The organism is Actinomadura sp. NPDC048394 (genome assembly GCF_040651755.1).
In the GTDB taxonomy this organism is placed as follows: Bacteria; Actinomycetota; Actinomycetes; order Streptosporangiales; family Streptosporangiaceae; genus Spirillospora; species Spirillospora montaniterrae.
In genome coordinates, this window is the sequence record NZ_JBEZJL010000077.1 from 1 (window position 1) to 13,948 (window position 13,948).

Consider the following 13,948-nt stretch of genomic DNA (forward strand, 5'->3'; position numbering starts at 1 on the left):
ACCTCCGCCGGCCACCTCAAGGGCGTCAAGTACGAGGTCCTGTCCTGGGGCCACGGCGCCGGCACCAAGGGCACCCCCAAGCCCCTCGGCTGACCCGAACCCGTCAGCCCACCCAGGTGAACACCACCTAGACGCCCCCCAGTCCCCCCGAACACGGACCCCGCTCCCGTCCCCGGACGGGAGCGGGGTCCGTCGCGTCCGGCGACAATTGCCGCTGATCGGGGAAGAGCGTAACTTCTTGGCGGGATCCGGATGCCGAGCGAAGGCGGGGCGATGGCGGCGGGCGGTTCGGCAGGGGAGCGGGGGCGGCGGGCCCGCGAGCAGGCACTCGAACTGGCCCGGCGATCCCGCGAGGCGTACCGGCTGGCCGGACGCTGGGAGGCCGCCGCCGAGGCCGAGCGGGCGGTCGCCGCGACGCTCGTCGGGCTGACCGCGGTCGGCTGGCGGCTGCTCGTCGACCGCCGCTGGCCCGGGACACGGGCGGCGAACATCGACATGATCCTCGTCGGGCCCGCCGGGGTGTTCGTCATCGACGTCAAGCGCTGGCACGACCGCCCGGTCGTCGACGGCGGCCGGCTGGCGGCCGGCGGGGTGCCCCGCGACGAGGAGATCCGCAAGCTGCTGGCGATGACGCGGACCGCCGAGGAGGAGGTCGCGGCGCTGGGGCTGTCGCCGGTCGCGCTCGTCCCGGTGATGGCGTTCGCCGGGCACCGCATCGACACGCGCGTGGGCCGGGTCCGGCTGCTCGGCCATCCCGATCTCGTCCACGCGCTGATCGCCGAGCCGAGGCGGCTGACGCCCGCGCTGGTGGGGGTCGTCAGCGCGCACCTGGCGGAGGCGTTCCCCGCCTACGAGCCCGCCGAGCTCAAGGAGGGCGGCACCGGCGGCTCCGGCCCGGCGGCGGCGGACGACGGCGCCGCCCTGTTCGAGACCGAAGAGGTCGAGAGGGCCGCTCTGGAATCGCTCCTGCACGCGCCGATCGAGCGGTGGATGACGTTCCTGCACCCGGATCAGGTGGCCATCGCCCGCCGGGACTGGAACGGGCCCGCGCGCATCAGCGGCCCCGCGGGGACGGGCAAGACCGTCGTCGGGCTGCACCGGGCGGCCCATCTCGCCGGGCGCGGCCGGGACCGCGTCCTTTACGTCACCTTCGTCAACAACCTGCCGCGTGTGCAGCGGCGGCTGTTCGAGCGGATGGCCGGGGTGTTCGCCGACCGCGTCGAGTTCTCCAGCCTGCACGGCTGGGCGACGGGGTTCCTCGCCGACCGCGGCGTCGAGGTGCCGCTGAACGCGGCCCGCGCGGACGACGCGTTCTCGCGCGCCTGGATGACCATCGGCCGCGACAGCGCGCTCGCCGAGATCGACCCGATGCCCGGCTACTGGCGCGAGGAGATCGACCACGTCATCAAAGGACGCGGGCTGACCTCCCTGGAGGAGTACCGGACCGTGGCCCGGCACGGCCGCCGGACCGCGCTGCAGCCGGTGCATCGGGAGGCGGCCTGGCTCCTCTACGAGGAGTACGAGCTGCTGCGCGAGGAGCGTGGCGTCGGCGATTTCAACGACGTCCTTCTGGCGGCGCTCGCGGAGCTGAAGGAGCGGCCCGCCGATCCGCCGTACTCGGCCGTCATCGTGGACGAGGTGCAGGACCTCACGCTCGTCGGCGTGAAGCTGCTGCACGCCCTGGCGGGCGACGGCCCGAACGGGCTGCTGCTGATCGGCGACGGGCAGCAGGCGGTGTACCCGGGCGGGTTCCGGCTCGCCGACGCCGGTATCGCGATCAAGGGCCGGGGCGCCGTGCTGCGCACCAACTACCGGAACGCGGCGGCGATCCTCGAGGCGGCGATGGACCTGGTGTCCGGCGACCCGTTCGACGATCTGGACGGCCCGAGCCCGAACGGCCGCCGCGCCGTGGACCTCACGTACCACGAGGGACGGGTCGTCCGGGTGGACGCGGCGGACGAGGAGGAGCACGACCGGAGGCTGGTCGAGGCGATCCGGGCGCTGGCGGACGAGGAGCCGGACGGCTCCGGACCGTGGGCCGGCGCGGTGGTGCTGTGCCCGTCGCGCCGCGAGATCGGCCGCTACGACCGGCTCCTCTCCCGCGCGGGCATCCCGGTGCTCCGGCTCGAGAGCTACGACGGGCGGCCGGTCGATGCGGTCAAGCTCGGCACGTACCGGCGGGCCAAGGGGCTGGAGTTCAAGCACGTGTTCCTGCCGCACCACGACGCCGCTCTGGCCGATGCCGCCGACGCGGACGCCGCCGCCCGCGAACGCGCGGAGCTGGCCCGCCGGCAGCTGTTCGTCGCCATGACCCGCGCCCGCGACCTCCTCTGGCTCGGCTCGACCGCCGCCAACACCTCCCGCTGATTCGCGGCAATCCCTTGCGCAATGGTCAAGAGTCGTTGACCATTGGGACGTGCCCGCCGATGATCTTCCTCAGACCTTCCACGTCACCACGGACGAGCAGCTGCGCGCCGTCTCCAACCTCACGCGTCACCGGATCATGGCCGTGCTGCGCTTCGAGCCGGCGACGATCACGCAGATCGCCCAGCGGGTGGGCCTGGCGAAGGGGAGCTCCAGTTACCACGTGCGGCTGCTGGAGCGGGCCGGCCTGGTGAAGGTGGTGCGGACGCGGAAGGTGAGGGGGGTCACCGAGCGGTATTACGCGATGGCCGCGCGGTCGATCGAGCTGCCGGACCCGGGCCCGGGGCAGCCGGACGTGCTCATGCGCAACGCGGTGGCGGATCTGGAGGCCTCGCCCGCCGATGCCGAGAGGCACGTGCGGATGGCGCATCTGCGGCTCACCGACGAGCAGTTCACCGAGCTCGGGGCACGGCTCCAGGCCCTGGCGGACGAGTACCGGGCGCTGTCCGATCCCTCGCTCCCCGACACATCGCTGGTGTTCGCACTGTTCCGGCCGGCTCAGCGCCGGCAGGCCGAGGAGGACGCCGAGTGACACCGGACCCGGCGAACGACGTGATCAAGCCGCCGACCGGGTTCGGGCGGCTGTGGACCGCGCAGACGGTGTCCTCGCTCGGTGACGGGGTGACGCAGGCCGCGCTGCCGCTGATCGCGTTGAGCACGACGCGGGATCCGATGGCGCTCGCCGTCGTCACGGCCGCCGGGACGCTCCCGTGGCTGCTGTTCGGAGTGCTGGGCGGTGCGCTGGTCGACCGCTGGGACCGCCGCCGCACGATGTGGGTCACCGACACGGCGCGTGCGATGCTGCTCGCGAGCCTCGCGGCCGCGGCCGCCCTCGACGTGCTGAGCGTCCCGCTGCTGGCGGCCGTCGCCTTCCTGCTCGCCCTCGGCGGGCTCTTCTTCGACACCGCCGCCACGGCCTATCTGCCGGATCTCCTCGGCCGCGACCCCGCCCTCCTCGAACGTGCCAACTCCCGCCTGCGCGGCGCGCAGACCGCCGCGTCGGGCCTGGCCGGACCGCCCGCGGGCAGTGCGCTGCTCGCGCTCGGGCGGGCGGTCCCGCTGCTCGCCGACGCGGTGTCGTTCGCGCTCTCCGCGCTGCTCGTGCGGTCGCTGCCGGCAGTGCCGCGGCCCGCCGCGGGCGCTCGCGAGTCACTGCTCCGCCAGGCGCGGGCCGGGGCCTCCTACGTCCTGCGGGATCGGTTGCTGCTGGGGCTCGCGCTCCGTCCGGCGGTCGGGAACGTCGCCTTCCTCGCCGTGGAGACCGTCCTGGCCCTCTTCGCCCGCGAGCGTCTCGGCATCGCGCCCCTCGGCTTCGGGCTGCTCCTCGCGGCGGAGGCCGCCGGCGGCCTGCTCGGCGCGGGCGTCGCCTCCCTCCTCGGCCGGCTGCTCGGCACCGGCACCGCGCTGACCTGCACGGCCACGGTCGAGGGCCTGGCCATCCTGGGGCTCGCCGCCGCCCCGAACCCGTACGCGGCCGGGCTCGCGCTCGCCGTCTGCGGGGCGGGAATGGGCGCCACGATGGTGCTAGGCCCCTCCCTCAGGCAGGCGATCGTCCCGAATCACCTGATCGGACGGGTCGCCTCCACCTCCCGCATGCTCGCCATGTGCGCCGCCCCGTTCGGCGCCTTCCTCGGCGGCTGGCTGGCCACCGCCTACGACCTGCGTACCCCGCTCTACGCCGCCGCCGGCCTCCTCCTGGCCATGACCGCCGTCACGGCCACCATGACCGGCAACCGCCGGGTCGAGGCGGCACTGCGCGACGCAGCCTCGAACAGCGGACGAGACCGCGCGGAACCTGAGAACCCCGTCCGGGAGAGCGCACCCGAACCGCAGCGATCCACCGAAGTGCCGGCGTCCTGAACGCCGCGACGTGCCGACAGGGCGGGCATGAGAAAGGGCGTGCACCGATCTACGGTGTACGCCCCGTTCGTTGCGGGTGCGCCGTCAGGGACTTGAACCCCGAACCCGCGGATTAAGAGTCCGCTGCTCTGCCAATTGAGCTAACGGCGCTTGTCTTTAGGGCCTCCGGCCTCGGCCGGTGTCCCTGGCGACAGGAAGAACAGTAGCAGGACCCGCGGACCAGTGCGAATCGGTTACTCCCTGCCCGGCAGGACGCTCACGATGCCCCGCCAGAGCGCGATCGCGGTGGCGCGGGAGCTCACGCCGAGCTTGCCGTAGATGCGGTTGACGTGGTTCTTCACCGTCTTCTCGCTGAGGAACAGCTGCCGGGCGATCTCGCCGTTGGAGCGTCCGGTGGCGATCAGGTCCATCACCTCGGCCTCGCGCGCGGACAGGCCCAGCGAGACGCGGTTGGCGTCGCGGACGCTGCGGATGAGGTCGTGGACGGTGAACGCGCCGGGCACGAGGTGGCCGCAGGCGCCGCCGCGGATCGCGGTCTCGACGGCGGGGCCGTCGTCGGCGGAGGCCAGCACGAACACCCGGGACGAGCGGCTGAGCGGGGTGGCGTGCTGCGCGGCGCCGGCGTCCAGCAGCACGATGTCGGGCCGCAGCCGCTCCGCCAGCGGCACCGCGGCCGCCGCGTCGTGGGTCTCGGCCACGACCTGCAGTTCGCTGCTGCCGTCGAGCAGGGAGATCACATCGGCCCGCACGTGGGCGTCGCCGTCCACCACCAGTACGCGCAGTGGGGCGGTCTCATCGACACTCATCCGTCGCCCTTGGGGTGTCGTTGGCGTTTATAAGGTCGGAGCATAACCGTCCGATCATCCTGAGCCAACGAACGAGCAGGCGCGCCGCCGCGCCGAGGCCCCGGAAAAGGAAGAAGCCCCGGCCGTCACGACGGCCAGGGCTTCTCTCGCCTGGGGTGAGTGAGGGGACTTGAACCCCCGACATCTTGGACCACAACCAAGTGCTCTGCCAGCTGAGCTACACCCACCGTGGCCGGAATCGCTTCCGGCTCCCAGTAGTGTAGCGGCTTCCAGGGAGTGGGTCAGCCGCGCGGGCGTCAGCCGGCCGAGATGTCCGCGGCGAGGGCGCGGGCCGTCTCGGAGTCGGGGCCGGGCTGCGGGACGAACACGGCGGCGCGGTAGTAGCGCAGCTCCTGGATGCTCTCGGTGATGTCGGCGAGGGCGCGGTGCCCGCCCTTCTTCTCCGGGCTGGCGAAGTAGACGCGCGGGTACCAGCGGCGGGCCAGCTCCTTGATGGAGGAGACGTCGACCATGCGGTAGTGCAGGTGGGAGTCCAGGGCGGGCATGTCGCGGGCCAGGAAGGAGCGGTCGGTGGCGATCGAGTTGCCGCACAGCGGGGCCTTCTTGGCGTCCTTGACGTGCGTCCGGACGTAGTTCAGGACGATCTCCTCGGCCTCGGGCAGCGTGATGCCGCCCGGGAGCTCCTCCAGCAGGCCGGACGTGGTGTGCATGTCCCGGACGACCTTGGTCATCTGCGCGACCGACTCGGGCGGCGGCTTGATGATCACGTCGACGCCCTCGTCCAGGATGTTCAGCTCGCTGTCGGTGACCAGGGCGGCTATCTCGATGAGCGCGTCGGCGCGCAGGTCGAGTCCCGTCATTTCGCAGTCGATCCACACGAGCCGCTCGTTCATGGGGTTCACCCTACGACCATGGGCGACTGCGCGGGGCACCGAGTTACCGGGCGGCTATGTGCGCGGGGACCGGAATGCCCGGGGTGAGGGCCGGGTCGGGCACGGGGGCGCCGAACGCCTGCCGGACGGGCAGGACACCGGCCCAGACCGGCAGGGCGTAGTCCTCGTCCTCGTCGCCGGGCGGGCCCTGGCGGACCTTGACGGACGCCTCGTCGAGCGGGAGGGCGAGGACGGCGACCCCGGCGAGCTCCTTGCGGGTGGGCCGCCGGGCGGCGTCCCACTGGCCGGGGGCGAGCTGCTCGGTGATGACGCGGAGCGCGGCGCGCTTGTCGTCGTCGCCGGTGACGGGGGACGGGACGCCGTAGACCATCGCGCTGCGGTAGTTGATCGAGTGGTGGAACAGGGAGCGGGCCAGGACGAGGCCGTCGAGGTGGGTGACGGTGACGCAGACCTCCTGGGACGGCGCCGTCATCATGCTGGACGCGCCGGTGGAGCCGTGCACGTAGAGGGTGTCGTCCAGGCGCCCGTAGCAGGTGGGGATCACGCGGGGCGTGCCGTTCACCACGATGCCGAGGTGGCAGATCAGGCCGGCGTCGAGGATGTCGTACAGGGCGGCGCGGTCGGGCGTGGAGCGTTCCGGGTAGCGGCCGAGGCTGGTGCGGGGCGTTGCGGAGAGCGGCTTCATGTCCGTCTACGCTAGGACGCGAGTGGCCTGGTCAGTAGGGCCACTTGGAACGGAAAGCCGGAGACCACTTTGTCGATCGATCTGCCGCTCACCATCGACCGCGCCGCCGCCGAGCCGATGAACGCCCAGCTCGTCGGGCAGCTGCGGGCCGCGATGCGGGAGGGGCGGCTGGCGGCGGGGGAGCGGCTGCCCGCGAGCCGGGCGCTGGCCGCGCTGCTGGGCGTCAGCCGGACGGTGGTGACGGAGGCGTACGAGCAGCTGTACGCGGAGGGCTGGCTGGAGGGCCGGCACGGGTCCGGGACGTACGTGACGGACGGCGTCGCGGCCGATCCCGCGCCGGGCCGCGAGCCGCCGCTCAGCCTGGCCGGGAGCACCCGCAGGCCGGCCGGGCCCGGTGAGGTCGACCTGCGGCCCGGGATGGCGTGGGTCGGCGCGCTGGACACCCCGGCGTGGCGGCGGGCGTGGCGGCTCGCGGCGGGCATGCCGCCGCAGCAGGGGCAGGAGCCGCACGGGGTGCCTGAGCTGCGGGTGGCGCTGGCCGAGTACATCCGGCGCAGCCGGGGGGTGGTCTGCCCGGTCGACGGCCTGCTGGTCACGCGCGGCGCGACGAACGGCCTGGACCTGCTGGCCGCGACGGTGCTGCGTCCGGGCGATCGGGTCGGCGTGGAGGAGCCCGGGTACCGGCGCGCGCGCTCGGTGCTGGCGGGGCGCGGCGCCGAGATCGTGTCGTGCCCGGTGGACGAGCACGGCCTGATCGTCGACGGCCTGCCGGACGACCTGCGCGTGGTGTACACGACGCCGTCCCACCAGTACCCGATGGGCGGGGTGCTGCCGGTGCCGCGGCGGCAGGCGCTGCTGGCGTGGGCGCGGCGGACCGGCGCGCTGATCGCCGAGGACGACTACGACGGCGAGTTCCGCTACGACGTCGCGCCGCTGCCCGCCCTGTACGGCCTCGATCCGGACGTCGTCGTGTACCTGGGCACGACGGCGAAGATCCTGACCGCGGACATGGGCGTCGGCTGGCTGGTGGGCCGTCCCGACCTCGTGGCGGCGATCGCGCTGCGGCGCGAGGAGCTGAACGACCGGACGGCGGCCGTCCCGCAGCACGCGCTCCGCCTGTTCCTCGAACGCGGCGACCTGGACCGGCACGTCCGGCGGATGCGCGGGGAGTACGCGCGGCGCCGCGAGGTGGTCGTGCGGGCGCTGGACGGGCTGCGGCTGCGCGGCGACACCGCCGGGCTGCACCTGGTCGTCGACCTGCCGCACGCGGTCGCGGAGCGGGTCGCGCGGGACGCGGCGGACCGCGGCGTCCTGCTGGATCAGCTGGAGCGCCACCACGCGGGCTCCCGGTCGTTCGGCGGGCTCGTCGTCGGCTACGGCTCGGCGGGCAGCCCGGCGGAGCTGCGGGCCGGGTGCGCGATCGTCCGCGAGCTGGCGGTCGCGGCCCTCTCCGCGGAGCGGCCCGCGGCGGAGTCCGGGCAGGCGGAGTCCGGGCAGGCGGAGTCCGGGCAGGACGGGGCCGGCGCCCCGCTCTGAGCCGGGCGCCGGGTCCGCTGGAGACCGTGGCGGGAGCTAGTTCGACAGCGCCGGCGAACCGACCGGGACCGGGTCGCCCTGCGGGGGCGGATGGTCCGGGTTCGACTGGTGGCCGGGCAGCGGCGCCGTCCTGGCCGCCGGGCGCGCGGCCGGGTCGGCCGGCTCTCCCCGGACGGGGTCGTGGGCCCGCGGGCGCGCCAGCAGCAGCGACGCGGCGGGCGGCTCGCCGATCGGCGACCGGGGCGCCGGGATCGGCGCGACCGGGGTGTCCGGGCCGGTGATGCGGCGGATGTCGATGCCGCCCGGGTCGGGACGTTCGGCGAGCGGCACCTGCGAGCCGCCGAAGTGGCCGCCGCGCGCCCAGTCCCGGCGGGACCGCAGCGCGTGGTACGACTGCGGCGACGGCAGCGGCGGCCCGGCGGGCCAGCGGCGGGCGACGCCCCAGGTCTCCAGCCACGCGACGATCGCCTCGACGCCGATCAGCAGCGAGCCGGTGAACGGCACCCGGGACTGGGCGACCACCAGGATCTGCACGCAGGCGCGGCCCTCGCGGCCGGCCGGCAGGCCGAGCGCGAGGGCCGCCCGGGTGACGGGCACGAGCTGGACGACGTCCCCGGAGCCGGGGTGCCAGACCAGGTGCGGCGGCCGTTCCTCCTTGAGCAGGTCGGCGGCCGCCGAGCGCGCCGACACGCTGCGGGGGTCGCACTCGCCGGACAGCCATACGGCTCGGGGCGCACCTCCCCGTAGCGCTCCACCGTCCTGTCGTGCCGGCATGCGGCCGGCTCCCGGCAGCCATGCGTCTGCCACGGTTGCGTCCCCCCAATCGGGCGGTCTAGCCCCGAATGGTCTAGTCCTCTTCTCTTAGCCCAGCAGGACCCATAAGTCCAGCTTGCCGCCACGGGCTGGGAACAACGGCCGGCGCGTGCGACCGCGGCGAAGCCCACTCTTCGCGGCAGTCGATGCAGAGGCGTACCCAAGCCGTCTTCCGAATCCACCCGGGTAAACCCGTTTTCTCTGCAAGTTTCAGCCGCTCGGAGGTTTAACGGCATTTCGGACATCATCGTCGCAGGTCACCACCGTGATGGGGGTCCGGTTTACCGCCTCCGGACGGTGTCCGGATGTGGCCGAAGGGTTACCGAGCGCACAATCCGGCCCCCTCCGGCCGCCCCGCGGCCCGCACGCCGGGGGTCGGCTGCACGGCCGGTACCGAGCCGCGTTCTAATGGTGGGTCATGACCGTTGACGCTGACCTTCCGGCCGGGGTGCCCGGCATCGACGTCCCCCGCCTCGCGGACTGGCTGGCCCGCGAGCTGCCCGGCGCCGGCCGCATCGGCGCGGTCGACCTGATCGCGGGCGGCCGCTCCAACCTGACCTACGGGATCACCCTCGCCGGCGGCTGCCGGATCGTGCTGCGCCGGCCGCCGCTCGGGCACGTCCTGCCGACCGCGCACGACATGGGCCGCGAGTACCGGGTGCTGACCGCGCTCGGTGACGCCACCGCCGTGCCCGTCCCGCGCACCCTCGCCTTCTGCGACGACGAGGACGTCATCGGCGCCCGCTTCTACCTCATGGACTTCGTCGACGGCCGCGTCCTGCGCACCCGCGAGGACGCCGACGACCTCACCCCCGCGCAGGCGCGCGGCCTCAGCGAGGCGCTCGCCGGCGCGCTCGCCGCGATCCACACCGTGGACGTGAAGGCCGCCGGCCTGGAGGACTTCGGCCGCCCCACCGGCTACATGGCCCGGCAGCTCAAGCGCTGGGGCAAGCAGTGGGACAGCTCGCAGGAGGCGATCAAGGCCACCGGCAACACCCACGACCTGCCCGAATACGACCGGCTCGTGGCGCGGCTCGCCGAGCGGCTCCCCGCCGACGCCCCCGCCCGGCTCGTCCACGGCGACTTCCGCCTCGACAACGCGCTCGCCCGGCTGGAGCCGCGTCCCGAGATCGCCGCCGTCGTGGACTGGGAGATGTCGACGCTCGGCGACCCGCTGTCCGACCTCGGCCTCACCCTCGTCTACTGGGCCGAGGCCGGCGACGCCGAGCAGCTCCCCGTCGGCGCCACGATCACCTCGGCGCCCGGCTTCTTCACCCGCCGCGAGTTCACCGAGCGGTACGCCGAGCTGACCGGCTTCGACCTCGCCGACCTCGACTTCTACGTCGCGTTCGCGTGCTTCAAGCTCGCCGTCATCCTGGAGGGCATCCACGCCCGCTTCCTGCAGAACGCGACCGTCGGCGAGGGCTTCGACCAGATCGGCGCGGCCGTCCCGCTTCTGCTCGGCCGCGCCCACGCCATCCTCGACGCCGGCTCACCCTGGTAGACGCCTCCGGGGCGGGACGCGTCGCCCCGCCCCGGCGGGTCAGCAGTACCCGACGGACGCGGACCCGCCCGGGGCGAACGAGACCGAGCCGCTCTTCGACCCCCAGCACAGCCCGTTCGTCCGCGACACGGTCACCCCGGCGCTCTGGCCGGCCGCCAGGTGGCCCGACCCGTGCGCGCTCAGCGCGCCGGACGTGCCCGTGACGCGCCAGTCCACCGCGCCGCCGACGGCCCGGACGGTGACGGTGCAGGAGTCGTCCAGGTGCATGTTGCACCCGCTGACCGCGAGGTGGCCCGCGCGCGGCGGCGGGGGCGCCTGCGTGGCGGGCTGGGACGGCGGCTTGGTCGTCGGCGACTTCGACGGGGACTTCGACGGCGACGGCGAGTCCGACGGGGACTTCGACGGCGACGGCGACGTGGACGACACCGTCGGGCTCGGGTCGGTCGGCATCGGCTCGGTCGGGACGCTCGGGTCGCCCGACTCGCCGCCCGGGCCGGACGACGACGACGACGGGGAGCCCGCCGCGTCCGGCTCCGACTCGCCGCCGAACGCCGTCATCGCCCCGGCGAGCACCACGACGGCGGCCACGGCCGCCGCGGCGGCCCCGATGATGGGGCCGCGCCGCCGCCCGCCGGTGCCGCGGTCCTTCGCCCGCGCCGGCGTCGGCTCGTAGGGCAGCGGCCAGCCGTACTCGTCGAACGGTTCCGTCCACGCCGCGATGGCGCGCCGGTTCCCGGCCCGGTCCTCGGCCGTCGCCGCCGTCAGCACGTCCAGCCGCAGGTCGGCGGGGATCGCCGCGATCGGCAGCACCGACAGCAGCCGGTCCGCGGGCAGCGGCGGGGTGTCCAGCTCCGCGCACACCGGGCAGCTCGCCACGTGCCGGACCAGCGACGCCGCCGTCTGCGGCGCCAGCGGCCACGACTCCGTCAGCGCCGAGACGCTCGGGCAGTCCTTCCAGTGGTTCTGCGCGATCAGCGCCGCCCGGATCGCGGCGTCCAGGCCGCTCCGGGACCGCTCCACCAGCTCGAGGGTCTCCTCCAGCGGCATGCCGAACACGCCCGACAGGTCCACCTCGTCCAGCTCGTGCCGGATGGACAGGTCGATCGCCTCGCGCTGCCGGCCGCTGAGCGCGGCGAGCGCGCTGTGCGCCAGCAGCCGCCGCTCCTCCCGGCGGGCCAGCTGCTCGGCGGACAGGTCGTCCTCCGCCTCCGGTGCCTCCTGCCCGATGTGCCGGTTCGGGCTGTCGCGGCGCCGCATGCACTCCTTGCGGGCGATCGCGTACAGCCAGCCGCGCAGCCGGTCCGGCTCGCCGAGCCGCCCGACGTGCTCGCGGGCCGCGATGACGCAGTTGCGCAGGGCCCCGGCCGCCTCGACGCGGTCGCGCAGCAGGCCGTGGCAGTAGTCGTAGAGGAAAGGAGCGTAGGCGTCGTACACCTCGGTCAGCGCGATGACGTCCCCGGCCCGCAGCGACTCCGCCAGCCTCAGGTCGTCGTTGCGCGCGGACCCCGGCTCACCGGCCACGGAACCCTCCAAGCGAATCGGTGTCGTCGAACGTGCCCCCGGTGAGCGGCCGGCGCCGTGACGCCTCCAGGCGCGCTCTGGTTGCCCGATCTTGCCACCAACTTGCTGGAATTTCTCCCGTTGGTCCGAATTTTGTGACCATGACGGTACGCGGCGTGGCCGTATCGCCCTGTCGAACAGCGGCTACGCGAACGAATGTGATGTGGGTCTCACTGCCCGCTCGGGCTGCCCTGGCCGTCCGGCGGAGGACAGGTCAGGGTGACCGATCCGGTGCCGGACGGTGAGAAGTACACCGTGCCGGTTCCTCCAGGCGGGGTGCAGGTGCCGGTGACATGAGCCTTTCCGGTCGCCCCGCTGGCGAGGGTGCCACCGCCGCTCGCACTGACGCCCGAGGCGCCCGTGACGGACCAAGTGACCGGCCCGCCCACGGCCGTCACCGAAATGTCGCAGCTGCCTTCGCCCGCACCGCTGATCGTGCACGAGCCGACCGACAGGGTGCCCTTGGTGGGCTTGCTGTGGGTGGGGGCGGGCTTGGCGGTGTGGGACGCCCGGCTGCGGGTGCGCGTCGGCGTGGGCGTCGCCGAGGTGAGCGTCGGGGTCGGCGTCGGGGACGTGCTGGTCGCCGACGGCGTCGGCGTCTCCGAGGGCTCCAGCGACGTCGTCGACTCCGACGGGTCCGGCACCGACGACGACCCGGACGGCGTCGACTGCGCGCTCGTGTTCCCCGACGACCCGCCCGGCATCAGGAAGAACGCCCCCGCGACGATCAGCACGACCGCCGCCGCGGCGGCGAGCGCCGGCCACAGCGCGCGCGGCGCGCCGCGCCGGCGCGGCTCCGCGTGCCCCTGCCCGGGATGCTCGGGCCAGCCCCACGCGTCGAACGGCCCGGCGCGGTGCGCGATGGCCGCGAGGTCGGCGGCCAGCGCCGCGTCCGTCGCGGTCGCCATGACGTGCCCGCGCAGGTCCGTCGGCGTCAGCGCGACCGGCAGGACGTTCAGCAGCCGCGCCGCCGACACGTTCCGCTCGCGCCGCGCGGAGCAGACCGGGCACTCCTGGATGTGGTGGACGAGCCGGCGGACGGCGGGCGGCGGCAGCGGCCACTCCCCGTCCGGGGCGAGGCCGGCGACCGCCGGGCAGTCGTCGCGCCCGGAGTGCGCGATGTGCGCGGCGGCGAGCGCGTCGTCGAGCCGGGCCAGGGCGGTGCCGGTCAGGTCGGTGGCCTCCTGCGCGTCCAGGCCGAGGACGGCGCCGATGTCCGCCGCGTCCAGGCCGTGCCGCAGCATGAGGTCGAGCGCCTCCCGCTCGCGGCCCCGCAGCCCCGACAGCGCGCCGTGCACCAGCCGCCGCGCCTCCAGCCGCCGGGTGAGCTCCTCGCCGTCCAGGAAGCCGTCCCCGACCTCGGGGGCCTCGTGGCGCTCGGTCGGACGGTCCGGGTCGCGCAGCCGCCGCATGCACTCGTTGCGGGCCAGCGCGTACAGCCAGCCGCGGAACCGCTCCGGCTCCCGCAGCACCGAGACGTGCGCGTAGGCGGCGACGAGCGCGTCGTGCAGGGCGCCCGCCGCGGGCTCCTGGTCGCGCAGCAGCGCGTGGCAGTAGTCGTACAGGCGGGCCGCGTAGCGATCCATCACCTGGATGAGGGCGCCGGGATCGCCGGCCGCCAGCTCCCGCGCGAGACGTTCGTCGTCCGCGCGGTCGAGGGTGGGCCAACTGGACACAGGGTCCTCCCGCGGGATCAGGGTGCTGCCTCTGGGGCGATCCTCGTCCGCAGCGTCAGGGACGGGCTCAGGAAGTCAGGGGGAGCGGTTCCGCTCTCCCGGCCCGCGCTCCGGGCGGTTCCCCGTCGCGGGCCGGGGAGGAGAGAAGGTCGGAGGCCCGACGGCCCCGCTCCCCGTCGGGCCTCCACAAG

General features: G+C 74.4%; 11 protein-coding genes and 2 tRNA genes. 5 read left to right on the top strand and 8 right to left on the bottom strand.

Features of this window, described 5'->3' with window-relative positions:
- The first annotated feature begins 252 nt into the window (after positions 1 to 252).
- From AB0C78_RS39790 to AB0C78_RS39800, 3 genes are read left to right on the top strand one after another with little or no spacing between them, the layout of a single operon-like run.
- Positions 253 to 2,367: a UvrD-helicase domain-containing protein gene (locus AB0C78_RS39790; RefSeq protein WP_360758561.1), complete on the top strand. Its 2,115-nt coding sequence runs from the start codon at positions 253 to 255 to the stop codon at positions 2,365 to 2,367.
- Between the two features lie 49 nt (positions 2,368 to 2,416).
- Positions 2,417 to 2,956 carry a helix-turn-helix domain-containing protein gene (locus AB0C78_RS39795; RefSeq protein WP_360758563.1) on the top strand — a complete coding sequence of 180 codons (540 nt, stop codon included), beginning with the start codon at positions 2,417 to 2,419 and terminating at the stop codon, positions 2,954 to 2,956.
- A complete protein-coding gene (locus AB0C78_RS39800; RefSeq protein WP_360758565.1) occupies positions 2,953 to 4,284 on the top strand; it encodes an MFS transporter in 1,332 nt (443 codons plus the stop codon). The genes AB0C78_RS39795 and AB0C78_RS39800 overlap by 4 nt, the downstream gene beginning before the upstream one ends.
- A gap of 77 nt (positions 4,285 to 4,361) precedes the next feature.
- Here AB0C78_RS39800 and AB0C78_RS39805 read toward each other — a convergent pair.
- The 5 genes from AB0C78_RS39805 to AB0C78_RS39825 form a co-directional block, all read right to left on the bottom strand.
- Positions 4,362 to 4,434, bottom strand: a tRNA-Lys gene (locus AB0C78_RS39805).
- A gap of 83 nt (positions 4,435 to 4,517) precedes the next feature.
- Positions 4,518 to 5,090, bottom strand: a complete 573-nt coding sequence (locus tag AB0C78_RS39810) for a response regulator transcription factor (protein ID WP_151544125.1) — start codon at positions 5,088 to 5,090, stop codon at positions 4,518 to 4,520.
- A 151-nt stretch (positions 5,091 to 5,241) separates the two neighbouring features.
- Positions 5,242 to 5,317: transfer RNA gene (locus AB0C78_RS39815), tRNA-His, on the bottom strand.
- Positions 5,318 to 5,386: 69 nt separating this feature from the next.
- Positions 5,387 to 5,983 (bottom strand): oligoribonuclease, encoded by a 597-nt coding sequence (gene orn / locus AB0C78_RS39820; RefSeq protein WP_151544124.1) that lies wholly within the window; start codon positions 5,981 to 5,983, stop codon positions 5,387 to 5,389.
- A 43-nt stretch (positions 5,984 to 6,026) separates the two neighbouring features.
- Complete coding sequence (locus tag AB0C78_RS39825) at positions 6,027 to 6,668, bottom strand: pyridoxamine 5'-phosphate oxidase family protein (RefSeq protein WP_360758568.1); 642 nt, start codon at positions 6,666 to 6,668, stop codon at positions 6,027 to 6,029.
- A gap of 69 nt (positions 6,669 to 6,737) precedes the next feature.
- Between AB0C78_RS39825 and AB0C78_RS39830 the strand changes: the two genes are divergently transcribed.
- The gene (locus AB0C78_RS39830) at positions 6,738 to 8,204 is read left to right on the top strand and encodes a PLP-dependent aminotransferase family protein (RefSeq protein WP_360758570.1); all 1,467 of its coding nucleotides are present in this window, start codon (positions 6,738 to 6,740) and stop codon (positions 8,202 to 8,204) included.
- A 36-nt stretch (positions 8,205 to 8,240) separates the two neighbouring features.
- Here AB0C78_RS39830 and AB0C78_RS39835 read toward each other — a convergent pair whose 3' ends face one another.
- Complete coding sequence (locus AB0C78_RS39835; protein WP_360758572.1) at positions 8,241 to 8,894, bottom strand: hypothetical protein; 654 nt, start codon at positions 8,892 to 8,894, stop codon at positions 8,241 to 8,243.
- Between the two features lie 541 nt (positions 8,895 to 9,435).
- Between AB0C78_RS39835 and AB0C78_RS39840 the strand changes: the two genes are divergently transcribed.
- Positions 9,436 to 10,521, top strand: coding sequence for a phosphotransferase family protein (locus AB0C78_RS39840; RefSeq protein WP_360758574.1), 1,086 nt, complete (start codon positions 9,436 to 9,438; stop codon positions 10,519 to 10,521).
- A gap of 39 nt (positions 10,522 to 10,560) precedes the next feature.
- On the opposite strand, the gene AB0C78_RS39845 is transcribed toward AB0C78_RS39840, so the two are convergent.
- Together AB0C78_RS39845 and AB0C78_RS39850 are read right to left on the bottom strand one after the other, a co-directional pair.
- Positions 10,561 to 12,042, bottom strand: coding sequence for a sigma-70 family RNA polymerase sigma factor (locus tag AB0C78_RS39845; RefSeq protein WP_360758576.1), 1,482 nt, complete (start codon positions 12,040 to 12,042; stop codon positions 10,561 to 10,563).
- 209 nt (positions 12,043 to 12,251) lie between these two features.
- Positions 12,252 to 13,757, bottom strand: a complete 1,506-nt coding sequence (locus AB0C78_RS39850; RefSeq protein ID WP_360758578.1) for a sigma-70 family RNA polymerase sigma factor — start codon at positions 13,755 to 13,757, stop codon at positions 12,252 to 12,254.
- Positions 13,758 to 13,948: the final 191 nt, after the last annotated feature.